This window comes from Affinundibacterium nitidum, assembly GCF_014284155.1.
GTDB classification, from domain to species: Bacteria; Pseudomonadota; Gammaproteobacteria; order Burkholderiales; family Burkholderiaceae_D; genus Undibacterium; species Undibacterium nitidum.
Window position 1 is genome coordinate 1459636 of sequence record NZ_JACOFZ010000001.1, and the last position, 23946, is coordinate 1483581.

At 46.8% G+C, this 23946-nt stretch carries 16 protein-coding genes; 5 read left to right on the top strand and 11 right to left on the bottom strand.

All coding sequences use genetic code 11. From position 1 onward, the window contains the following. Nucleotides 1-102: 102 nt before the first annotated feature. Nucleotides 103-2256: a phosphocholine-specific phospholipase C gene (locus H8K36_RS06325; RefSeq protein WP_186914563.1), complete on the top strand. Its 2154-nt coding sequence runs from the start codon at nucleotides 103-105 to the stop codon at nucleotides 2254-2256. Between the two features lie 9 nt (nucleotides 2257-2265). Here H8K36_RS06325 and H8K36_RS06330 read toward each other — a convergent pair whose 3' ends face one another. The 3 genes from H8K36_RS06330 to H8K36_RS19710 form a co-directional block, all read right to left on the bottom strand. Continuing rightward, entirely contained in the window at nucleotides 2266-4779 is a 2514-nt protein-coding gene (locus H8K36_RS06330; protein ID WP_186914562.1) for an ATP-binding protein, read from the bottom strand. A 150-nt stretch (nucleotides 4780-4929) separates the two neighbouring features. Continuing rightward, nucleotides 4930-5409, bottom strand: a complete 480-nt coding sequence (locus H8K36_RS06335; protein WP_186914561.1) for an Lrp/AsnC family transcriptional regulator — start codon at nucleotides 5407-5409, stop codon at nucleotides 4930-4932. Nucleotides 5410-5597: 188 nt separating this feature from the next. Beyond that, nucleotides 5598-5741, bottom strand: coding sequence for an IS66 family transposase zinc-finger binding domain-containing protein (locus tag H8K36_RS19710; RefSeq protein WP_408058386.1), 144 nt, complete (start codon nucleotides 5739-5741; stop codon nucleotides 5598-5600). Here H8K36_RS19710 and kynU point away from each other — a divergent pair. From kynU to H8K36_RS06360, 4 genes are all read left to right on the top strand, one after another. Then, nucleotides 5697-6953, top strand: coding sequence for a kynureninase (kynU, locus tag H8K36_RS06345; protein ID WP_186914559.1), 1257 nt, complete (start codon nucleotides 5697-5699; stop codon nucleotides 6951-6953). The two genes, H8K36_RS19710 and kynU, sit on opposite strands and share 45 nt — an antisense overlap. Before the next feature lie 36 nt (nucleotides 6954-6989). Further along, entirely contained in the window at nucleotides 6990-7868 is an 879-nt protein-coding gene (gene kynA / locus H8K36_RS06350) for a tryptophan 2,3-dioxygenase (protein ID WP_186914558.1), read from the top strand. Between the two features lie 832 nt (nucleotides 7869-8700). Next, entirely contained in the window at nucleotides 8701-11532 is a 2832-nt protein-coding gene (locus H8K36_RS06355; RefSeq protein ID WP_186914557.1) for a TonB-dependent receptor domain-containing protein, read from the top strand. A 321-nt stretch (nucleotides 11533-11853) separates the two neighbouring features. Beyond that, complete coding sequence (locus H8K36_RS06360; protein WP_186914556.1) at nucleotides 11854-13959, top strand: M13 family metallopeptidase; 2106 nt, start codon at nucleotides 11854-11856, stop codon at nucleotides 13957-13959. 72 nt (nucleotides 13960-14031) lie between these two features. Here the strand turns inward: H8K36_RS06360 and H8K36_RS06365 are convergent, their stop codons facing one another. From H8K36_RS06365 to H8K36_RS06400, 8 genes are all read right to left on the bottom strand, one after another. After that, on the bottom strand, nucleotides 14032-14652 hold the full coding sequence (locus tag H8K36_RS06365) for a methyltransferase domain-containing protein (RefSeq protein WP_186914555.1): 621 nt from the start codon (nucleotides 14650-14652) through the stop codon (nucleotides 14032-14034). An 18-nt stretch (nucleotides 14653-14670) separates the two neighbouring features. Then, a complete protein-coding gene (gene ubiB / locus H8K36_RS06370; protein ID WP_186914554.1) occupies nucleotides 14671-16233 on the bottom strand; it encodes a ubiquinone biosynthesis regulatory protein kinase UbiB in 1563 nt (520 codons plus the stop codon). Further along, the gene (locus H8K36_RS06375) at nucleotides 16230-16817 is read right to left on the bottom strand and encodes a ubiquinone biosynthesis accessory factor UbiJ (protein WP_186914553.1); all 588 of its coding nucleotides are present in this window, start codon (nucleotides 16815-16817) and stop codon (nucleotides 16230-16232) included. The genes ubiB and H8K36_RS06375 overlap by 4 nt, the downstream gene beginning before the upstream one ends. A 138-nt stretch (nucleotides 16818-16955) precedes the next feature. Then, the gene (locus H8K36_RS06380) at nucleotides 16956-17903 is read right to left on the bottom strand and encodes a Tim44 domain-containing protein (protein ID WP_186914552.1); all 948 of its coding nucleotides are present in this window, start codon (nucleotides 17901-17903) and stop codon (nucleotides 16956-16958) included. Nucleotides 17904-17964: 61 nt separating this feature from the next. Beyond that, a complete protein-coding gene (gene ubiE, locus H8K36_RS06385) occupies nucleotides 17965-18720 on the bottom strand; it encodes a bifunctional demethylmenaquinone methyltransferase/2-methoxy-6-polyprenyl-1,4-benzoquinol methylase UbiE (RefSeq protein ID WP_186914551.1) in 756 nt (251 codons plus the stop codon). Between the two features lie 166 nt (nucleotides 18721-18886). Beyond that, a complete protein-coding gene (locus H8K36_RS06390) occupies nucleotides 18887-19321 on the bottom strand; it encodes a gamma-butyrobetaine hydroxylase family protein (protein WP_186914550.1) in 435 nt (144 codons plus the stop codon). Between the two features lie 17 nt (nucleotides 19322-19338). Next, on the bottom strand, nucleotides 19339-19761 hold the full coding sequence (locus H8K36_RS06395) for an HIT family protein (protein ID WP_370587119.1): 423 nt from the start codon (nucleotides 19759-19761) through the stop codon (nucleotides 19339-19341). Further along, complete coding sequence (locus H8K36_RS06400) at nucleotides 19761-23753, bottom strand: DUF3683 domain-containing protein (RefSeq protein WP_186914549.1); 3993 nt, start codon at nucleotides 23751-23753, stop codon at nucleotides 19761-19763. Before H8K36_RS06400 ends, H8K36_RS06395 begins: the two co-directional genes overlap by 1 nt. Nucleotides 23754-23946 lie beyond the last annotated feature (193 nt).

Sequence of the window (23946 nt, forward strand, 5' to 3'; positions counted from 1 at the left end):
ACACCATCATGAAGACAGTAAACACGAAAATCGCATCTCAATTGGTTTTACAATAGGTGAATACTAATTCCGCAAATTTCGCCCGCAAGCTTGCATACCAAGATGAATACAACACGTCGCCAATTCCTTAAGCGCCTAGCGCAAACCAGCAGTGCAAGTGCAGGCCTCAGCCTATTACCAGACAGTATAGCGAAGGCATTGAGTATCCCTGCCAACATACAAACGGGCACGATTCAAGACGTCAAACATGTTGTTATCTTCATGCAAGAGAACCGCTCTTTTGACCACTATTTTGGAACCTTAAAAGGGGTTCGCGGTTTTGGCGATCCGCGTCCTAGCCTACTTCGCAATGGTAAACCAGTCTGGTATCAACCTATGGATAATGGCAAGTACCAGCTACCATTCCCACTCAAAGGCTATGGTGATGCCAGCGAAGATCGCGCGCAATGCCAACCTGAAGACTTACCTCACAGCTGGAAATACAGTCAAAAGATGTGGGCGCATTACGATGTCTGGGTCAAAGAAAAGACGAGCATGAGTATGGGCTATCTCACACGCACAGATCTGCCGTTTTATTATGCGCTAGCCGATGCCTTCACGGTAGGCGACGCTTATCATGCTTCCGTGTTCGGCCCGACTGATCCCAACCGTCTTTTCCTGTTTAGCGGTACAAATGGTGTTTCGGTTGGTAAAGATGGGCGCCATGCCTTATCGAATGTCGACGATGGAAATGAAACGGGCTCCATGTTGAGAGACAAGAAGAATTGGAAATCGCCTTATACCTGGACTACCTATGCCGAACGTTTAAGCGCCAAACAAGTTAGCTGGAAGGTGTATCAGGAATACGATAATTTCGGTGACAATGCGCTCGCTTACTTCCCGCAATTTCGTAACCTTAATCGCCAAGATCCGATTCAAGAAGAACGCTACCAGCGCGCACGCGCTTATGCTGGCGAAACCAATGAACTTGATGAAAAAGGCTTACCCCGCAATACTAATCCGAATGATGCCCAAGCCTTGGTCGATCGTTTCTCTGAAGATGTACGCAGCGGACAACTACCAGCAGTGTCATGGATCGTCGCACCCACCAAGTTCTGTGAACATCCTGAAAAAAATCCCGCAGGCTATGGTGAATCTTTGACCTCACGATTACTCGATGTTCTGACTGAAAATCCTGAAGTCTGGGCGAAGACCGTTCTCATCTTATGTTACGACGAAGAAGGTGGTTTCTTCGATCATGTATTACCGCCTGTCGCTCCGGCCACGCGGCACGACGGCTATAGTTCGGTGAGTACCGCAGGGGAAATTAGTAAGGGAGAGGCCTTCGGTTTAGGCGCTCGTCTCCCCTTTATCATTGCCTCGCCATGGACGCGCGGTGGCTTTGTCTGTTCCGAGGTTTTCGACCACACTTCGATTATCCGCTTCCTCGAAAAGCGTTTTGGTGTAATGGAGCCCAACATCTCAAATTGGCGGCGCGCCATTTGCGGTGACCTCAGTTCAATGTTTGATTTTTCACAAGCGGAAACCAAGCGTCCACAAAATTTATTCGACACACCGCACCAGCAATACATTCAAAGTGCACAGCTCTCATGCGAGGGTAAGAAAAGTAACGAAACGCCACGCGTAGAGCAACTCGTGCGCCAGGAGACCGATGCTTACAGCAACACTAAGCACGCTCGTCCGCTGCCTTATCAATACGATGTCAATGCCAAACTCAGTGATGATAATGAAGGCTTCCAAATCAACTTCAACAATCGAGGGAAAGCGGGTGCTGCGTTCACCGTGTTTGCACAAGGCCACAACGCAGGTCCTTGGTACTACACATTGGGCAGTGGCCATCAATTTACTGAGAACTGGGCACTAATTGATTTTGGTAGCGACAAATACGCCTTGCGAGTTCATGGGCCAAATGGTTTTCTGCGTGTCTTTCAAGGTCGCGGTAACACACGACTCGAACTAAAAACGACTCTCAACTTGACCAAGAATTCGCTCAGCATTCAGCTAAGAAACACCAGCGAACGTACTTATACTATAGGACTTCGCGACAACTTTTATGGCAGCGGAGATCGTCAGCTCGTGCTCGAATCAAAGTCGCAAACCCAGATAGAGTGGGAATGCGAAACAAGCGGGCATTGGTATGACTTTACGGTAACAATCGCTGAGGAAAAAGATTTTCTGTGGCGCTATGCGGGTCATATCGAAACTGGAAAGAATAGTACGAGCGATCCTGCAAATGGTCTACCGCAAAAACGCTAAACATCGTGTTTAGATTTTTTCAAAACTAATCCAAAAATTGGTGCCATGCGTGGGCGAGGTATCGAAGCTTATCTCGCCTTCCATCAACTCGACCATCGATTTGCAGATTTTCAAACCCAGTCCACTACCCTGCTTTTGGCGCGTATCTGAATTATCAGCTTGGGCAAAACTATCAAACATCACCGCTTGAAATTCCTCAGGAATGCCGGGGCCACGATCAATCACATGAACCTGCCAACGAGGCCCACTCGATGCTAAACGTAATATGACTTTCTCACCAGCAGGTGAAAATTTAGCGGCGTTTGACATCAAGTTGCTCAGGACTTGTTGCAAACGATCGGGGTCGCCCCAAATCATCGCTTGCTCAACACCACATTCAAGATCAAAGCCTACTTGAAAATTTTGTGCATATGCGGCATTGGCCTCAATGACTTGAGGTAGTAGGCTCACTTGGTCAACAGCATGCATGTCGAATTTCATTTTTCCGGCATTCAGCTTTTCCATATCGAGAATATCGTTGACCAAATTCGACAGCCGTTTGCTATTGCGATGAGCAACCGCGATCATCTGCAAGGCCTTTTCCGGCAAGGCGCCCAATACGCCATTCTCCAGCAAAGCAAGTGAACCTCGAATTGACGTTAATGGTGTACGTAGCTCATGACTGACAATCGCAATAAACTCCGCTTGCAGACGGCTAATACGATTACGCTCAGAAAGATCTAATACAAAGGCAACCCAATCGCGCTCATTCTCTTCCACGCGTGCAATCCCTACCAACACTGGAATCACGCGACCATCTGCACAAATCAATTCCTTTTCGTAGGCAGGCAACACTGCGTTGAGATTCAAGTTATTGAGAGCCTGTTGATCAGCATCGTGGAAAGATAAGGGTGTCAAATCTTGCCAACGCTTTTCCCCTGCGAGCAGGGTTGTTTCGGCGTAACCTGTAAGCTGCACAAACGCGTCGTTTGCGCCTAAAAGGCGACCATCCTCACGCCCCTGAATAATCCCGATTAAACAAGAATTGATTACTTTCTTTAAGTGGGCTTCGCTGGTCTCGAGTGCATTCAATAGCGTTTGATACTCGGTGATATCACGTATCGTTCCTTCGAAGCTCTCAATACCGCTTTCAGCGTGCTGTACGTACACACCATCACCGACTACGAAATGTACTTCATCGTTAGGACGTACAATCCTGAACGCCATATGAAAGTCTTGATGCTCTCGCATAGCTGTTTGCAACGCTTCAAGCACTTTTCTCTTATCGTCGACATGGATGGCAGCAATAATGGTTTCGACGCTCGGCGTAGTGTCGCTGTGCTCGATTGAAAAGAACCAGCGTGCTGAATCAGAACAATTCACGGTTTGTGATTGGATATCGATACTCCAACTTCCCATTGCCGCTAGTCGCTGCGCCTCATTCAAACGATCTCGCTGCGTTTGCAGTATTTTTCGATTCTCATTACTCTCGAACAGATACATCGCACTGAACAGGGTAATCAAGATCACACTACAGCCCGCGATCACCATTAGCGCAATAGTCTTCACCTTCTCGCTATGTAGGTGATCAATATTCGGAACCGCCAAGGCATGCAACACCTCCAGCGGTTTTTCCGAAAGCTTGACACCTCCCATAACATAAGCGACTGATGATTGATCTAGTTGCACCAAGCCCTGACTATGAGTCAGAGGTCGAATTTCCAGCAATGCGAATTCATCCCTTCCATACAGGGACTTTCGTTTTTCAGAAGGTAATGTGAACACGGCACTCGCTTGTAGTGCTTTCATTTCTTGTTGCTTATCTTGCGCCAAAATAATGACGCCGTTTTCATCGATCAAAAACACGCCAGCCAAATCTATATCTTCTGCCAAGCGGGAGATATCAATCTTTGCAGTGACTACACCAATGATGGACTCGCCATCATAAATTGGAGCAGAAAAATACAAACCAGGAGTTCTTGAAGTTTTCCCTAGAGCGAATTGATAACCAGCATTACCGCTAATCGCGGCTTTGTAGTAAGTGCGCTCACGATAGTTATTGCCAATCAGCGATTCACCAAGCTGTTGCTCGCTCGACGCCAAACAATCGCCATAACGATCAAGTACGTAGGCCAAATCGAACCCTAGATGGTCCCTCGCGTCAGTCAGGGTTTGGTTAATCGCCACCCATCGGTCATCTTGATTTTGCCGTCGAATGCGCTGCTTCCGCTCTATCGCTGACTCGCTTGAGCCCTTTTCTGCTCCGACCGACTTTAACGCTTGTGCCAGCTGTTTATTTTGCGCCAGTACGAACGGCACGCCCTGCATAGTTTTGATGCTGCGTTGCAGATCTGCAGCAACGCCTTGTGCGATGACGTTGCTACGTTTCTGTTCTTGATCAATCAGTTGATATGTACGCTGTTGAAAACTGAAATTTTCATACTGCCAAATCAAGAAGACCCATACCAAGCTCAATAGCACAGCCGACCACAATATCCGCTTGCGATAGGAACTGATGTTAGATTGGAATTGGCTTGCTTGCATACTCTGAGCGAGTTTGGGAAAGAGTCAAAAAAACAATGCTACTGGGAGTTGGTTTCCACCGTGCAATACAGTGTACGACATTTGCCTGATGAATTTGTCGTTTTTTTGAGCGGCGCCTTCCGTTTTTGCGCCTGAGTATCTGAGATAAATTTATTGACCGTCGAGCAACAATTCAGCAGCGATATCGTTGCTATCCTTGAGCATTTGCAGAACGATATTGGAGCGAATATCCAATACGCCTGTCGTTTTGTATAAGCGTTCCAAAACAAATGACGAATAATGCTTAAGATTGCGCGCTCGGACGCGCAGCAAATAATTCGCATCACCAGTAATGATGTAAGTACCCACAACCTCTGGCCAGCTAAGTATCGCGGCAGTAAAATTTTCATGCCAGTGCTCGACATCGCGCCGCATGGTCACCTGTACAAAGGCGTCAACTTCTAAGCCAATGACGTTCGGATCCAGCACAGCTCGATAGTGACTAATGACACCACTCTCTTCCAGCATACGCACTCGGCGCAGGCAGGATGAGGCGGACAAGAAAACTTTTTCAGCCAAATCTTGGTTACTGATACGACCATCAGCTTGGAGTAAGGCTAAGATTTTCAAATCGGTGGGATCTAATTGCATACAAAATTTTCCGTCATTTTTTTCACCATTCTAACGAATTTATTCTACTTTGATTCGAATCTTTACTTTAATTTGCAAGAACACATCAAGAAAAAGCGCATAAAATATCTCATCATTACTTTTTAATAATTGCACTATTTCGACACTACTAAGGCGCGATTAATTGCTCGTTTTCAGCTCGTTTTCATTTACGCGCTAAAACGCTTACAAATGTGGCGTGTTCGGCGTATTGCTCTGGGCGCGTAATTTAACTCTTGATCGACCACTCCACCTACTTGATGAAGACCATGACAACATTGACACGGCAAGACTGCATCGCACTTGATCAACACGATAAGCTCGCTCCGCTTCGCGAACAATTCTCTCTACCAGACGGCATGATCTACCTCGACGGTAACTCTTTGGGTGCGCAGCCCAAAGCAGCACAACAGCGCGCGCAAGATGTTATTCAGCAAGAATGGGGAACCGATCTCATCAAAAGTTGGAACAAAGCGGGCTGGTTTGATTTGCCATCGCGCTTAGGCAATTTGCTGGCGCCTTTGATCGGCGCAAAAGAAAATGAAGTGGTGGTGACCGATTCGACTTCAATCAATCTCTTTAAAGCAATTGCTGCGGCTCTCGACATACAGGTGAACAATCCTGAACATACAAAACGCCGCACTATCGTCACCGAGCGTAGCAATTTTCCGACCGACATTTACATGGCGGAAGGGCTAACACGATGGTTGGATCGTGGTTACCGATTACACCTTGTTGACTCACCTGAAGAACTTAGCACTGCCATCAATCAGGAAACCGCCTTAGTCATGCTCACCCATGTGAACTATCGTTCAGGTTACCTACACGACATGCAAGCAATTACTGCTCATGCACATGCGCAAGGTGCACTATGTATTTGGGATTTAGCGCACTCCGCAGGTGCCGTAGAAGTCGACCTCAACGCGGCGCACGCTGACTTCGCGGTTGGTTGCTGCTACAAGTATTTGAATGGTGGACCAGGCGCACCCGCATTCATCTGGGTACCACAACGACATCAAGCACATTTCAATCATCCCCTCAGTGGCTGGTGGGGTCACGCGACACCTTTTTCAATGGCACCTTCATTCGAAGCAACCAAGGGCATTCGTCGGGCGTTATGCGGCACACAGCCTATCGTTTCGCTGGCCATGATTGAATGTGGTCTCGCCATTTTTGCGCAAACATCTATGGCCGACATTCGCCTTAAATCTTTGGCCTTAACTGATTTATTTATCGCCCTGGCCGAAGGTCGCTGTGGTCATCATCCACTCAAACTTGTCACGCCACGCAATCAACAGCAGCGTGGTAGCCAAGCAAGCTTCACACATCCACATGGTTACGCTGTCGTGCAAGCACTGATCGAGCGCGGTGTCGTTGGAGATTATCGTGAACCCGAAATCATGCGCTTTGGATTTACACCTCTATACACGCGCTTCGTAGACGTTTGGGATGCCGTTGAGATTCTCAGAGATATCCTTGATCAACAGTCCTACCAAGTCGACTTGCAGCGCAATGCAGTAACTTGAGCCATTCAATCTCATTCAATCTCAAAAGATCACAACATGAATAACGAGTCCAACAAGCAAAACGGCGAAATCGACGGCAGCGAGAAAAAACGCCCAATGTCATGGCATGGCGCCAAAATGGATTTCAGTAAGGACATGAGCTACGGCGACTACCTTGGCCTGCAACAAATTCTCAGTGCGCAGCATCCTCTGTCGCCGAATCACAATGAAATGCTGTTTATCATTCAGCACCAAACCACCGAACTATGGATCAAACTGATGTTGCACGAACTGCACGCAGTACGCCAACAAATTCGACTCGGTGATTTGCCGCCGGCTTTCAAAATGCTCTCACGTGTTGCTCGCATCATGGACCAACTGGTGCACGCATGGGATGTACTCGCCACCATGACACCAAGCGAATACACTGCAATCCGTCCTTACCTAGGAAACTCTTCCGGTTTTCAATCGCATCAATACCGTGAATTGGAATATTTACTTGGCAATAAGAACGCCAATCTACTCAGCGTTCACGAGAGTAAAACAGAGATTCACGAAACATTGAATGCAGCACTGCACTCACCCTCGATTTATGATGAAGCTATTATGTATATGGCACGCAATGGATTCGATATAGACCAGGAGCGCCTACAACTCGATTGGACCAAAACCGTTTGTTCTAACGAATCCGTTAAACGTGCATGGCAGAAAGTGTACCAAGCCCCGGAACAGCATTGGGCTTATTACGAATTGGCAGAAAAACTAGTTGATATGGAAACATCATTCCGCATTTGGCGCTTCCGTCACGTCACCACGGTTGAGCGTATTATTGGCTTCAAAACGGGCACTGGCGGCACCGCTGGTGTTAGCTATTTACGTAAAATGTTGGACGTTGTGCTATTCCCCGAACTTTTTTCGATACGCACCGAACTATAAACCTGCTTTCACCATCCCAACGGCACGATGTTGACCAACATGGTGCCGTTTCTTTTTGCATTGCAATAATTCCATCATTTTTACTGCTCAAGGGAAATCAATCTGAACGCTTTGCCGCATCTCTTTGCCCAATGTACGACTTCTAATCTCCCCTTACACTTCCCAAATCTATCTCGATACAGCGAGAGATCAAGCGAACGAATATAGCCAATACAACCATAGTTTGTTGTAAAAATGACGCAACAATATTTCCTAAAAAATTTATTTTTTTCATTGATCCTGAGCGAATGAAAACATTTCACTAAATCAACTAAATTGCGCGTCTGCAACATCGTTCAGGTGAGATGCTGAAATGTAAATTACTCACTAATTTACAAAGGGAAAAACAAGGAATCGTAGAATAATATTTCGAGAAATGCGCCTTTCAGCGTATAAAAAAGCAGGTGCATGCAAACGCAATATTTGTATAAAAAATAATTACCAATATATCGTGGATGAATGTTAACTGGTATGCATCTGGCACTAAGATTTCACTGTTGTTTTTCAAACTTTTGCAACATTTGCTAGCTTGACACTGTCTAGCCTCAAATGTTTTCATTCGAGGTGAATGTTTTTTCAGGGCAAATTAGATAACACTTTTTTACGCTGTACCCACCTTTGGAAAATTCAATTGAGACTTCGATTCTTTTCCAAAAGTCCAAAGCAGTGAACAAACAGTCGATATCGAAGTTCTGTTTCCCAAAAGGAAATGCATTTCCGGATATGTTTTTAAGAAAATACAAGAAATTTTTTAAAAGCTAATTTTGTTGTTCAATCACTGGAGGAAGTCAACATGGTAGAAAAAATCTTATCCCGATCAGTGCGCCTGATGTTTGCAAGCGGCGTCGTGATGGGTATGGGCGCAATCGCACAACCTGCGTTCGCACAAGATGCAGCACCACAACGTATCGAAATCACAGGTTCTTCTATTAAACGTGTACAAGTTGAAGGCGCATTGCCAGTTCAAACTTTGTCAAAAGCACAAATCGAACAATCTGGCGCTACAACTGCTGCTGATTTGATCGCTACTTTGCCATCTATGCAAGGTTTCGTTACATCTTCCACATCTATTAACGGTGGTGGCGGTGGTACACAAACAGCTTCCATCCACGGCATCGGCGACAACTATACTTTGGTATTGTTGAACGGCCGTCGCGTTGCTCCATTTACGACAGGTTCTACAGTTAACTTGGCAAGTATTCCTTTGTCAGCTGTTGAACGCGTTGAAATTTTGACTGACGGTGCATCTGCATTGTACGGTTCAGATGCGATCGCAGGTGTTGTTAACTTCGTATTGAAGAAAAATCAAAAAGACTTCAACGTTGAGTTCACATACAGCACACCACAAGAATCTTCCAAAGGCAAAACCACAAACTTCGCTTTGTCTAAAGGCTTTGGTGATTTGAATTCTGATGGCTACAACGTTTTGTTGGCATACAGCCACGACGAACAAGCTGAATTGAATGCATCTGATCGTGAATTCGCAGCTAAAGGCGGCGTAACACCATTTAAAGAAGCAGGCAAAAACTACACAATGTACATGTTGAGTAGTAACTCCATCCCAGGCAACGTGAACTTGACTGGCGGCACGGTTTCTAACTTCAACCCATACCTCGCGGTAAACGGTAACTGCCCAGCAAACAACACGTTCCAAGTTGGTCGTCGTTGCTTGTTTAACTACGGCGCAACTGTTCAAATGTTGCCAGAACTGAAGCGTGATAGCTTCTTGACGAACGTGAATGTCAATATCAATGACGACACACGTTTCTTCGCTGAAGGTATGTTCACTAAGTTCACAAGCACAGCGCGTTTTGCACCTCCAGCACAACCTTTGGGTATTGACCTGAACAGTGCATTGTGGAAAAACACAATCGCTCCAGCGTACGCAAAACTGTACGGTGACCCAACAAAAATCACTCGCGCAACAATGACTTTGCGTTTAGTTGATGCTGGTGGTCGTACTGACGGCTGGGCAACTGAATCCAAACATTTGGCAACAGGCTTTGAAGGCTCAATGTTCGGTTGGGATTACAACACTTCTTACATCTTCTCTGAAAACAAAGCGATCGATAATGCAGTAGCTGGTTACACATCTGGCGAAAAATTAGATGCTTTGATCAAGTCAGGTGCATGGAACCCATTCTTACCACCAACTGCAGCAACAAAAGCTGCATTGGCTCCAGCGGTTCTGAAGCAAGTTTTGGACACATCGACATCACAAATCAACGTATTGAACTTCCGTGCATCTAAAGAGTTGTTCAAGATGGCTGGTGGTAGCTCAAGCCTCGGTTTGGGTCTTGATGCAATGAGACAGACATATGTTGACGATCCGAGCCCAATCGCTCAGGGTCCAAACAAACAACAACCAAACTGGACTGACACTAACGTTGGTGGTGGTACAGGTGCGTTGCCAGTAGATAGCTCACGTAAGAGCTGGGGTGCGTTTGGTGAATTGTACATGCCATTGGCAAAGAACTTCGAAACAACATTCGCAGCACGTTATGACAGCTATGACGCTGTGAAAAACGCGAAGAACTTCGATGACCAAGGTAATTTGTTAGCACCAGCTGTTCAAGGTACAAAACAAAGCTCTGCAACTTACAAGTTGTCTGGCGCGTTCCGTCCAACTGACAGCATGTTGTTGCGTGCATCTTATGGTACTGGCTTCAAAGCTCCATCCATGGGCGCGATCACACAACCAATCTCCAACGGTGGTTCTTCTAACTTCTTCCCATGCCCAATCACTTCTGGCCCATTGTTGCCATTGTGTAACGGCACTGCTGAATACAACCTCTTGTCTGGTGGTAACTCCAGCACTGGTTCAACAGCATTGAAACCAGAAAAATCCACACAATGGACTATGGGTTTCCGTATCGAACCAGTATCTAATATCTCTGTTGGCTTCGATTTCTGGAATGTTCAATTGAAAGATCAGATCAAGACTTTGTCTCAATCTGAAGTGTTCTTGAACCCAGTGAAATATGCTGCGTTGTTCTCTGCATACTACGATCCAATCCAAAAGCAAGACGTTTTGGCAGCAACATTGACACCATTTAACTTGGCAAATGCGAAGTTCCAAGGTATCGACTGGGATCACTCTTTCCGTATGGATACATCCATGGGTAAAGTCACTCTCAACTGGACAGGTACTTACATGTTGAAAGCTGACCTTGATTCAGGTATCAAAGGTGATGCTGTTGAGAAGAGCGTTGGTAAGTTCAACAAGTACAATGACGTAACTTTCAAAATCATTTCCCGCTTGGCTGCAATCTGGAAAGCATCTGATCGTTATACACATACAGCGACACTCGGATATCACCACAATTACAAAGACTCTGTAATTACAGCGGATGATGGCGCAGTACGCGCGGTGAATGCTGATGGTACGCCTGGAGATTACGTTGGCGTAGAACGCACAGTTAAACGTTATGTGACAGTTGATTGGCAGTCCAAAATCAACTTCAGCAAAACTCTGACGTTGACTGCTGGTATCAAGAACTTGTTCAACCAAGATCCACCATTCTCTCAACGTATTGAAGGTGGTGGTAACCAATTGGGTTACGACGGTCGCTACACAGATCCATTGGGTCGTCAGTTCTACGTTGTAGGCAACATGAAGTTCTAATTTTTGAAGTTTAAAAATTGAACATCTAAGTTGTAGAACTTAAGTTGTAAAAGAAAGACCTCAAGGAAACTTGAGGTCTTTTTTTATCTCAAGTATATGAAAACACGAGCATAAAATCGATAAACTTAGGAACTAGTGCAAGACACGACTGTCATATTGGAGATGCTAGAAAACTATGCTGCCCCCCCCAAATGTAGAGGCAAGCTTTAACGTGAACTAGACTCGCACACATATCGGTTAAGCATCTGTGACAGGTGCAATTTGATGTGGCAAATAGATCAACAAACAAATCGACAATTCCTATAAGTGAAAGAGGACACTATGCGACCAGCATTTTTAAGAAGTACCCTCAGCCTGATGATCTCAGGTCTTTTTATGGCGAGCAGCGCTGTGCCTGCGATGTCAATTGCTGCAGAAAAAGAAATACAGGCCAAGAAGGTCGCAGCCAATCATAAGTCAGTAAAAAAAATGGAGTCGGGCATCGAATTGCAATGGATTGACAGCAAGGTTCGCCCGCAAGACGACTTCTTCCGCTATACCGCAGGCAAGTGGTTAGATACTGCGCAAATTCCGGCAGACAAAGGCCGCACAGGCTCATTTGACGCCTTAGCGGAATTAGCGCTCAATCAAAGCCGAGATATTATTCAAGAACTGGCGCAGCGCAAAGATTTAAAAGCAGGTAGCAATCAACAAAAAATCGCCGATATGTACAGTAGCTTCATGGACGAAGCTAAAATCGAAGCTGCCGATATTCAACCTTTACAAGCTGACTTTGCACTATTCGATAAAATTAGAGACAAATCGCAATTACCTTTAGCAATGGCACATATGGCGCGTATTGGCGTCGGCATGCCCATTGGCGCTGGCGTCACGCAAGATGCGAAAGATTCTTCCAAATACGCTGTGTCAGTCGGCCAAGGTGGCTTGAGTTTGCCTGACCGCGAATACTATCTCAAACTCGATGACGCTAAATTCAAAGCGGTACGTGAAGCCTACTTGGTCCATCTGGAAAAAATGTTGGGCATGGGTGGAATAGAAAACCCAGCTCAAGGTGCGGCTGCCATCTTGGCCTTAGAAACAGAGATCGCGAAGATCCAATGGAGCAATGTCGAAAACCGTAATCCGGTGAAGACGTACAACAAAGTCGAGGTCGCAAAGCTTGGCGAATTACTTGGCAACTTTGACTGGAACGCGTATTTCGCCGCCAATGGTACAGGTGGAAAAGTAGACTACGTTATCGTGCGCCAACCAAGCTATCTAACTGGCTTCGCTAAATTGATTGATGACACTCCAGTTAATGTCTGGCAAACCTATTTCAAATGGCGTTTGTTGAATGCGTATGCACCGCTACTGAGCAAGCGCTTTGTTGACCAAGATTTCAACTTCTCAAGTATCACTTTACGTGGCATTCCTGAGAACCAACCACGTTGGAAACGTGGTGTCGCACGTGTCGAAGAAAGTTTGTCTGAAGCATTGGGCCAACTGTTCGTGGAAAAACACTTTCCAGCATCGAGTAAGGCCCGTATGCAAGAATTGGTCAACAATCTCTTGCTCGCCTATAAACAAAGCATAGAAACGCTGCCATGGATGGGTGCGGAAACTAAGAAAGAGGCTTTAGCAAAATTAGCTAAGTTCACACCGAAAATTGGCTACCCAGATAAATGGCGCGACTACAGCAAGTTGGAAATCACACGCGACAATTTGGTCGCTAACGTACGTGCGACTCGTGCCTTCAATTATCAAAGAATGCTCGACCGTTTAGGTAAGCCGGTGGATCGTGCTGAATGGGGTATGAGCCCGCAAACAGTGAATGCCTACTACAACCCACGTCAGAACGAAATCGTCTTCCCTGCAGCCATCTTACGCCCACCATTCTTTAATCCTGATGCGGATGATGCGGTCAATTACGGTGGTATCGGTGCAGTAATTGGTCACGAAATCGGTCATGGTTTTGACGACTCCGGCAGCCAATCCGACGGCGATGGCAATTTGCGCGACTGGTGGACAGCAGAAGATAAAGCCAACTTCAAGAAACTCACTGATGCTTTGGTTGAACAATACAATGCGTACAGCCCACTCGAAGGTTATAAGGTTAATGGGAAATTGACTTTAGGCGAAAACATTGGAGACAACTCCGGTTTGGCCATTGCATTCAAAGCCTATCAGATCTCTTTGAACGGCAAGAAGGCACCTGTAATCGATGGTTTTACGGGCAATCAACGAGTATTTTTGGGCTGGGCGCAAGTTTGGCGTGGCAAAGCACGTGACAACGAAACGATCCGCTTGATCGCGACCGACCCACACTCACCTGCCATGTTCCGTGCGAATGGCCCATTAACCAACTTACCTGCATTTTATGAAGCATTCAAAGTACAGCCTGGCGACAAGATGTACGTAGAGCCAGGTAAACGTATCAGTATTTGGTAATCGATGTACCGATAAAAAAAGGCGCAGAAGTTCAAACTTCTGCGCCTTTTTTATTCTCTAATTTTTTAGGTACTAGCGACGACGCCAAATTTGCCAGCGTTCTTTTCCTTCAAAGACCGCTAAAGAATCGCTCACTTCAGCATCCTCGATTCGTTCAAACTGCACATCCATCAATGCTTCGAGCTGTGTTTTCCTAATGCGGAATGGCGGTCCTTTAGGACGATCACCGGCATCCTCATCGATAAAGAAAAAACCAAAAACCACACCACCTGGCTTTAACAACTCCGCCCAACGCTGCACTACAGCAGCTCTTCGTTCAGGAGGAAGTGCGCAAAAGAAAGCGCGTTCGTAAATACATTCAAGTCTTGATGCTGGACGATATTCGAAGAAGTCCGCTTGCAAGATCGCCGCTGCGTGTCTGGGAAAAAGTGCTTGCGCTGTGGCGACAGCCGCCGGAGAAAAATCAATTGCTGTCACTTGCCAACCTGAATTCATCAAGAAATCGAGTTCATAAGCATGGCCACAACCAGGGATTAAACAGACAGGACCGTTGCCATCCGTTTGTTCCGACGTAGCTTCTGCATAACGCTGCAAATTCTGCGGCACGGCACCACGGTTCCAAGGTGTAAAGCCTTTATCAAAACGTTCGTCCCAGAACGCTGAATCAAGTGGATTTCTAGTGGCAAAGTCCATCACGCTCACTTCAATAGATCAATGCCAAGGAAACTTCAGATAAATGAGGCAGCCAATCACGCCGATCGCAATACCAAGCACTATCGTCAGCATTCCCTTTAACAAACGATTAGTCGCCTTTTGCTCAGCCAATAGCGTGGCCAATAAATGTTCTTGATGGCTACCTTCCGCTGCTCGAGTCAGCGCTTGATGCGCAAGGCGCGGTAACTGGGGGAAAATTTGACTGTAACGCGGTGCTTCAGCACGTAGTTTATCCATCAACCCACGCCAACCAACTTGCTCGCTCATCCAACGTTCAAGATAGGGTTTGGCAGTCTTCCACAAATCAAGTTCGGGGTCCAACTGACGGCCCAAGCCTTCGATATTCAACAAGGTTTTTTGCAGCAAGACTAATTGCGGTTGAACCTCAACATTAAAGCGACGTGAAGTTTGGAACAAACGTAAAAGGACCTGACCAAATGAAATATCTTTCAAGGGACGATCGAAAATGGGTTCACAACATGCACGTACAGCCGCTTCTAGTTCGTCGACGCGCGTTTCTTTTGGTGCCCAACCTGATTCAATATGAGCCTCAGCGACACGCTTATAATCGCGACGAAAGAAAGCAAGGAAGTTCTGTGACAGATAATCTTTATCGTAGTCATTAAGCGTGCCTACGATGCCGAAATCGAGTGCAATGTAGCGGCCTAGCGTCGCTGGATCGGTCGACACCAAGATGTTCCCCGGATGCATATCGGCATGAAAGAAACCATCGCGAAAGATTTGCGTAAAGAAAATCGTCACGCCATCACGCGATAGCTTGCCCAGATCAACGCCAGCCTCTTTAAGTTTTTCGGTTTGTGAAATTGGGATGCCACGCATGCGTTCCATCACAATCACAGAAGGTGAACAATAATCCCAATACATTTCAGGGACGATCAGCAAATCGGAATCAGCAAAATTACGGCGCAACTGGCTACCGTTTGCCGCTTCACGCATTAAATCGAGTTCATCATGCAAATATTTATCGAATTCACCGACAACTTCTTTGGCTTTAAGACGTTTTCCATCCGCCCATAGAAACTCTAACCAACCAGCGGCGATTTTCATCAAGGCCACATCGCGATCAATTGTTTCTTTCATTCCTGGGCGGAGAACCTTGACCGCCGCTTCACGACCATCTTTGAGCGTAGCAAAGTGAACCTGTGCTATCGAAGCCGAAGCGACAGGAATGCGCTCAAAACTAGCGAACAATTGATCCGGATGTGCACCCAGTGATTTGGTAATTTGAGCGACTGCCAAATCAGGATCAAACGACGGCACGCGGTCTTGCAATAAAGCGAGCTCATCCGCTACGTCGGGTGGCATCAGATCACGACGTGTCGATAATACCTGGCCAAACTTGACAAAAATAGGTCCTAACTCTTCGAGCGCGCGACGCAAGCGCTCGCCGCGAGGTGCGGAAAGATCGCGCCAGAACAACACCGTTTGAATAAACTTCGCTGTGCGCGGCACACGCAAACCCGACATCGCAATTTCGTCTATGCCATATTGCAAGACGATACGAACAATTTTAAACAAACGTAGGGAATTTAAAATCATTTCTGCACTTTCGCTTTTTCCAGACGTTCAATTCTTTTCATCAGACGTTCCACATCATCACGAGTTTTAACAACCTGAGTTGCAAATGCTTCCACCGCTTGTGGACGCACTAACATTGGGTTCTCTTCTAAGAAGTACTCAGCAAAATTCTCCTTGAGGCTTTGGTGAGTACGTTGTAAATGTTCGCGCACTGCATTGCCGCTGCTGACCATACGGCTAGCGGTGATATCTCCAAAGAGTTTGGCCAAATCTTCTTCTGCCTCCCAACGCAAATCTTGGCTCAAGCCCGAAATTACATTGGCCAAGTCCGCATCGCCGTCGATTTTGACATAGGAGACAGCCTTCTTGGGGTCTTGTGCAATTAACGGCAAATCCGCTGGCTTGATACGCAGACTAACGTTTGCTGGAGTAGTGTTCGTATCGGCGGCTTGCAACAAACCATCCGCCCCAATATTGGCACGTAATTGAACAAGCTCAAGATCAACACAAACAAGCTTGTTTGCATGCAGTTGAAGGCGTTCACGTGCCCATGGCTCTTTCGCCAATAAATGGTTCACGAACAAAACGAAGGATGTAGAAATCATGGTACTCAAATAAAAAAACCGCGCATGATGTATGCGCGGTTCTTAGTTTAACAGCAAACCCGGTTTTCGCCTTAGTTCCGATCAAATCAAGCTTGTTTCATCGCAAAATTTGATGGTGCAACAAACCGATTCAAACACTTAATTGAGTTGTTGAATACCAGCCAACACCCATCCAGACTGACCATTGATTGGCTTTGCCAAGTTCCATACTTCGGCGAATGGTTCGGCATTTGCCGCCCCGCCTTCTTTGATCGTGCCTGTGAATTTCACACTTGCTAAGTAGTCGTAGGCTTGAGTCTCAACGCCCAGTAACTCAGCTTCCAAGGTGACCACATCGGTTTCGTTCTTAGTGGTACCACGATCTTGCAATTCCAACTTCATTTCAGCAAACATTTCTGGTGAGGTAAATTCGCGAATATCGTTGATATCACTGCGATCCCACGCAGCCTGCAAACGAATATAGTTAGATTTAGCATGGCGCAAGAAACCCGCCACGTCGAAATCCGCAGGGATCTGCCATGTCGCCTGATTTGCTGGCGCTTCGTTCAAATTCGCAGTACTTACCGAGGCCGGTGTAAAAGCTTGAGGTGCATTATCGAAACGCTGACCAGATCCCAAATCGCTTGGCATCCCTGCATAAGCTGGTTGTGGCGTTTGTTGATTAAACATCGATGGCGCGCCAGCATCTTTCTTTCTTGTGAACAAACGGTATAAGAAGAAAATGGCAAATCCAATTAGCGCGAACGTCACGATAGAACCCAATGCGCTCGCCAAAGCACCGCCCATACCCAGTGATGAGAACAAGCCAGCCAATAACGCACCACCAATCAAGCCACCAATAATACCTTTCCAAGGCAAACCTGGTTTCTTCGGTGGGATCGGAGCTGCTGCATTTGGCGCACCTGGTTTTGCCGCAGCTGCGGGGTTAACCGGTGCACCCGGTGTTGCCGCCGGCGCCTTTTGCGTGACATTATTCGATTGACGGCCAAATGAACCACGTTTGCCCATACGTTGGGCATCTGCGTCCGCAATAACCATAGTCATTGCACCAAACAATAAAGCGATACTCAACAAAATGTGTTTCATGTAAATCTCCTGTAAAACCAAATTTACGACAAAATCGAATGGTTTAGATTTCCTCTAAACCTTAAACCTTAATGCCCGTATGTAAAGCTGCTACACCAGCGGTCAAATTAAAATACTCAACTCGTTCTAGACCTGCTTCTTGCATCATTCCCTTCAGTGTTTCTTGATCAGGGTGCATACGAATCGATTCGGCCAAATAACGATAGCTATCTGAATCGTTTGCGATCTTCTGACCTAACCATGGCAAAACCTTAAAAGAATACAAATCGTAAGGCTTCTGCAATGCCTCTGGTACTTTGGAAAACTCCAACACCAGCAATTTGCCGCCTGGCTTCAAGACCCTTTGCATCTCTTTGAGTGCTTGATCTTTGTGCGTCATATTACGTAATCCAAACGCCACACTCACGCGGTCAAAATAATTATCAGGAAACGGCAATTTCTCTGCGTCACACAATAAGGTTGGGGTAATCAAGCCCTTATTCAAGAGCCGATCACGTCCCACACGTAACATAGACTCATTGATATCGGTATGCCACACTTCACCGCTCTTACCCGCTTGTTTGACAAATTCTTTCGCGAGATCGCCAGTGCCACCCGCGATATCAAGTACCTTAAAGCCTGGTCGTATCCCGGCTTGAGCAATAGTGAAAACCTTCCAAACTCGATGCAAGCCAGCTGACATCAAATCATTCATAACATCATATTTCGCTGCTACGGAATGGAAAACCTCAGCCACTTTATGGACTTTTTCTTCCTCTGCGACAGTGGCATAACCAAAGTGAGTAGTGTGAGTACTGCTATTAGCTTGTTCGCTCATGCGATTCCCTTGCTTTCTTGCTAAGCACATGATGGTGCTCAGCATCCAAAACGGCAATTTCTTAATTCAGGCGGGATTATAGAGCGGAATCGCAATTTCGCGCCCGCTCAAAGGTGATTTTCCGCAAAATTTCTGCGGTAATTTTTTGAATTTGTTAACGTAGATATTACCTGCTCCCGCAGGATGACTTGCCTATGACTGGTGGTTCAGCATCGCGCCCGCTTTCACCCGCATACCCAGCTGCATGCAAACGCGCTAAGTAGTCGCCCCATAGTAGGTCTTGATTTTGCCCCAGCCAATACAGATAGGGCCAAGTGAAAATGCCGGTTTCATGGGTATCTGTGAATAACAGTTTAATCGCGTAATGACCAACCGGTTCAATCCCTGTAACACTGACCAGCCTTTTGCCAACTTGCAAAACTTCTTGGCCCTCGCCGTGTCCGCGCACTTCAGCAGATGGCGAATACACGCGCATCAATTCAAATGGAATCGTAAAATTTGCACCGTCATCGAAACCAATCTCTAAGCAGCGTGATACCGTTCGCGCGTTAATCGAGCTTGCTTGGACAGTTTTGGTAATTGGTGGAGGTAGTTGGCTCATCACATTATCAGAAAATATCAGATCGCAAACATACTCTGAATCTGCGCACGCAATGTGGGCAGCAAAGCACGTTTTGCGTCTATGTCTAGTGAAGATCTGTCAGCGTTCGCCCAGATCGGGTTAGGGAAATGCGCATCATCAAGATAACGCGGGATCACGTGCCAATGCAGGTGTGGCACCATGTTCCCCAAACTCGCAAGATTGATTTTATGCGGCTGCATCACATCACGTACTGCCTGCTCCACTTTGCACACCGCTTGCATCAAGCTGGAACGATCGCTGATCGGGAGATCAGTCATTTCCTTGGCATGGGCATTCCAAATCACCCGACAAAAACCTGGGTAATTCGCATCATCAATTAGCACCACACGAAGTTGTGTGGTGTTGACGATGACCTCACCGCCATCGACGGTGCAGAGTTCACATACTTGCGTCATCATTACACCAAGACCCGTTCAATACCACCGTTGTTCGCTTTCGCCACATACTCAGGCATCCAATTTTCACCAAGAATATGACGCGCCATTTCAACCACAATGTAGTCAGCTTGCGTTGAGGTATCGTCGTTATAGCGCGAAAGTCCTTGCAAGCAGGATGGGCAGGAAGTCAGGATCTTAACGTCTCCAGTGAAGCCATCTTGACGCAATTTATCTGCGCCCTTATTCATTTCTTCTTCTTTACGGAAACGCACCTGAGTCGAGATATCAGGGCGACCGACTGCAAATGTACCTGACTCACCACAGCAACGATCATTCTTTTCGATTTTCACATTGTCGGATGTCGTAATCAAACTATTGATGGTCTTACCTGACTCTTGCAATTTCATCGGATTATGACAAGGCTCGTGATACATATAACGAGTCCCTGTTACGCCCTCGAGTTTGACATTTTTCTCCATCAAGAATTCGTGGATATCAATGATGCGACAGCCCGGGAAAATTTTGTCGAACTCGTAGGTCGCCAACTGGTCATAGCAAGTACCACATGAAACCACGACGGTTTTGATATCGAGATAATTGAGTGTATTAGCCATGCGATGGAACAAGACTCGATTATCGGTCATCATCTTCTCAGCTTTGTCGAACTGCCCTGCTCCACGTTGCGGGTAACCGCAGCATAGATAACCCGGTGGCAGCACCGTTTGTACGCCGACATTCCACAACATCGCTTGTGTCGCTAAACCGACTTGCGAGAACAAACGCTCCGAACCACAGCCCGGGAAGTAGAACACCGCTTCCGTATCAGCCGTTGTCGTTTGCGGATTGCGAATGATAGGAATAACTTTATCGTCTTCGATATCCAACAAGGCACGTGCGGTTTTCTTCGGCAGATTGCCTGGCATTTTCTTATTAATAAAGTGAATCACTTGCTCTTTGATCGGCGCTTTTCCGACAGTGGCAGGTGGTGCTTTGGTCTGCGACTTCGCAAACTTTTTCAGCAAATCATTGCCCAAGCGTTGTGCTTTATAGCCCCAACCCATCATCACCTGACGCGTGGCATTGATGGTCGCGGGGTCGGTCGCATTCAAGAAGAACATTGCAGCGCTTGTGCCTGGGTTAAATTTCTTCTGTCCCATCTTACGCAAGAGATTGCGCATGTTCATCGATACATCGCCAAAATCGATATCGACCGGGCAAGGGTTCACACACTTATGACAGACCGTGCAATGGTCAGCAACGTCAGAGAATTCATCCCAATGTTTGATCGAGATGCCACGACGGGTCTGCTCTTCGTACAAGAAGGCTTCCACCAACAAGGACGTCGCTAGAATTTTATTGCGTGGTGAGTACAACAAATTCGCACGTGGCACGTGCGTCGAGCAAACAGGTTTGCATTTGCCACAGCGCAGACAGTCTTTAACGCTATTGGCAATCGCACCGATATCGCTTTGTTGCATGATCAAGGATTCATGCCCCATCAAACCAAAGGATGGCGTATATGCATTGCGCAAATCCGCAGCAAATTCAGGCAAATTCAAGAGTTTGCCCTTATTGAAACGACCTTCAGGATCAATGCGCAATTTGTAGGAGCGGAAGTCTTTGATTTCGTCTTCGGTCAAAAACTCCAACTTGGTAATGCCGATGCCATGTTCGCCGGAAATCACGCCATTGAGCGAACGCGCCAAGACCATGATGCGTGCAACAGCGTGATGCGCCACTTGCAGCATTTCGTAGTCGTCAGAGTTAACTGGCAAATTCGTATGGACATTGCCGTCACCCGCATGCATATGCAAAGCAACGAACACGCGACTGCGCAATACGCGTTTATGAATTGCCGTGCACTCTTCCAAAATTAACTTGAAAGCAGCACCGTTGAAGATCTGACGTAGCAAAGCACGTACTTCGGTTTTCCAAGAAATACGAATGGTGCGGTCTTGTACGACATTAAACAAAGTCGCATTCGCTTGCGTTTGCAAACGCTGCTCGAAAACGAAATCAAGTTTATCGAGACCCAAGCGCACCAGCTCTGCCCGAGCCTCACTGAGTGGTTGATCAAGATGCTCAAGAATATAAGTCCAACGAGCAGTGACTTCATTCAATAACTGTGTTGCTTGCGCTACCCGATCTTCCAACAACTCTGCCGCTGGGATATCATCGCCGTCCGCATCTTCACTCTTACCAAGAGGTAAATTGCCTCGCACCACAAAATCTTGCAATGCCTTAGCGCAGGCCAGCTTGTTTTGAATCGACAATTCGATGTTGATACGCTCGATACCGTCGGTGTATTCACCCATGCGATCAAGCGGGATCACCACATCTTCATTAATCTTAAAGGCATTGGTGTGCTTCGAAATCGCCGCTGTTTTAGCGCGATCTAACCAGAATTTTTTACGTGCTTCAGGGCTGACCGCGACGAAACCTTCACCGACACGCGTATTCGCAATGCGGATCACTTCTGAAGCCGCTTGCGCTACTGCATTTTCATCGTCACCAACGATATCACCAAACAGGGCCATCTTCGGAATTACGCCACGTTTTGATTTCGTCGTGTAACCAACGGCCTTCAAATAACGTTCATCCAAATGTTCAAGGCCAGCCAGAATCGCACCGCCTTTTTTGGTTTCACCATCAAGGTAATCTTTAATTTCAACAATGCTTGGAATCGCATCACGCGCTTGACCGAAAAATTCGAGACAGACGGTGCGGGTGAATTTCGGCATGCGGTGCAAGATCCAACGTGCCGATGTGATCAAGCCGTCGCAGCCTTCTTTTTGTACGCCAGGCAGACCTGCTAAAAACTTGTCAGTAACGTCCTTACCCAGACCTTCTTTGCGGAAGGTGCGGCCAGGAATTTGCAAGAGTTCGGTCTTGAATGGTCTCTTCTCGCCGGGATGTGTCCACTCTAATTGAAATTTAGCCAGCTCGACGTCGTGAATTTTGCCGAGATTGTGTTCGAGGCGCGTCACTTCCAACCAATCACCGTTCGGATCAACCATGCGCCATGAAGCCAAATTGTCGAGGGCTGTGCCCCACAATACTGCTTTCTTACCACCGGCATTCATCGCGACATTGCCGCCTATACAGGAGGCTTCTGCTGAAGTTGGGTCCACCGCAAACACAAAACCGGCTTTATCGGCCGCATCAGAAACACGTTTCGTCACAACACCTGCGCCGGAATAGATCACAGCATAATCACGATCAACGCCCGGCAAGCGGGTCATTTCCACCGCGCCGAGATGTTCCAATTTTTCTGTATTAATTACCGCTGACATTGGCGTCAATGGGATCGCACCGCCGGTGTAACCCGTGCCACCGCCGCGTGGAATAATAGTGAGACCGAGTGCGATACAGGTTTTCACCAAACCCGCCATTTCATCTTCGGTATCCGGGGTCAAGACGACGAACGGATATTCCACACGCCAGTCAGTGGCATCGGTGACGTGGGATACACGACTCAAGCCATCAAACTTGATATTGTCTTTAGCCGTATATTTGGCCAGCATCTTGCTCGCTTTTTTACGCAGGTCCCAGGTATTGCGGAACTCTTGAGAAAAATCTGCAACCGCTTTACGCGCCGCAGCGACCAAGGTTTCTACCGAATTACTACGATCGGCATCTTCCGCTGTCAGATTATCTGTTGCGACCCGGCGCTTTTCAACCTCATGCAAACGATGGTTCAAAGCATCGATCAAGGCTTGACGACGTTTGGGATTTTCCAGCATATCGTCTTGCAAATAGGGGTTACGCCTTACCACCCAGATATCGCCGAGCACCTCATACAACATACGTGCGGAACGACCTGTCTGGCGTTTACCACGTAGATTGTCAAGTAGAGCCCAAGCCTCCTCGCCCAACAAACGAATTACAATTTCGCGGTCGGAAAAAGAGGTGTAGTTATAAGGGATCTCACGCAAACGGGTAGCGGCAGCACCTTGCGCTACCTCGGCATCAGGGTGAGGAAATGTGCCTGTGATTTGAACTGGAGCATTCATCTGAAAAAGCGTTGGACGGATCTTAAAGACTCATTCTAGCGTATTGCGCTGCACCACGCAGAAACATCCTTTACTTTTCTGGGGATATCTTTTGATTTTTGAGTAAAACGCCTGAGGAAATTCAGGCATTTTTCACAAGGGTTGAATATTTAGTATGGAAACTGTTGTTTTTACCGGATTTTAAACAGTTACT

Bases quoted from the DNA above. Each gene is read 5' to 3' on its own strand.
- H8K36_RS06325 (WP_186914563.1), top strand. From the start codon at position 103: ATGAATACAACACGTCGCCAATTCCTTAAGCGCCTAGCGCAAACCAGC.
- H8K36_RS06330 (WP_186914562.1), bottom strand. From the start codon at position 4,779: ATGCAAGCAAGCCAATTCCAATCTAACATCAGTTCCTATCGCAAGCGG.
- H8K36_RS06335 (WP_186914561.1), bottom strand. From the start codon at position 5,409: ATGCAATTAGATCCCACCGATTTGAAAATCTTAGCCTTACTCCAAGCT.
- kynU (WP_186914559.1), top strand. From the start codon at position 5,697: ATGACAACATTGACACGGCAAGACTGCATCGCACTTGATCAACACGAT.
- kynA (WP_186914558.1), top strand. From the start codon at position 6,990: ATGAATAACGAGTCCAACAAGCAAAACGGCGAAATCGACGGCAGCGAG.
- H8K36_RS06355 (WP_186914557.1), top strand. From the start codon at position 8,701: ATGGTAGAAAAAATCTTATCCCGATCAGTGCGCCTGATGTTTGCAAGC.
- H8K36_RS06360 (WP_186914556.1), top strand. From the start codon at position 11,854: ATGCGACCAGCATTTTTAAGAAGTACCCTCAGCCTGATGATCTCAGGT.
- H8K36_RS06365 (WP_186914555.1), bottom strand. From the start codon at position 14,652: ATGGACTTTGCCACTAGAAATCCACTTGATTCAGCGTTCTGGGACGAA.
- ubiB (WP_186914554.1), bottom strand. From the start codon at position 16,233: ATGATTTTAAATTCCCTACGTTTGTTTAAAATTGTTCGTATCGTCTTG.
- H8K36_RS06375 (WP_186914553.1), bottom strand. From the start codon at position 16,817: ATGATTTCTACATCCTTCGTTTTGTTCGTGAACCATTTATTGGCGAAA.
- H8K36_RS06380 (WP_186914552.1), bottom strand. From the start codon at position 17,903: ATGAAACACATTTTGTTGAGTATCGCTTTATTGTTTGGTGCAATGACT.
- ubiE (WP_186914551.1), bottom strand. From the start codon at position 18,720: ATGAGCGAACAAGCTAATAGCAGTACTCACACTACTCACTTTGGTTAT.
- H8K36_RS06390 (WP_186914550.1), bottom strand. From the start codon at position 19,321: ATGAGCCAACTACCTCCACCAATTACCAAAACTGTCCAAGCAAGCTCG.
- H8K36_RS06395 (WP_370587119.1), bottom strand. From the start codon at position 19,761: ATGATGACGCAAGTATGTGAACTCTGCACCGTCGATGGCGGTGAGGTC.
- H8K36_RS06400 (WP_186914549.1), bottom strand. From the start codon at position 23,753: ATGAATGCTCCAGTTCAAATCACAGGCACATTTCCTCACCCTGATGCC.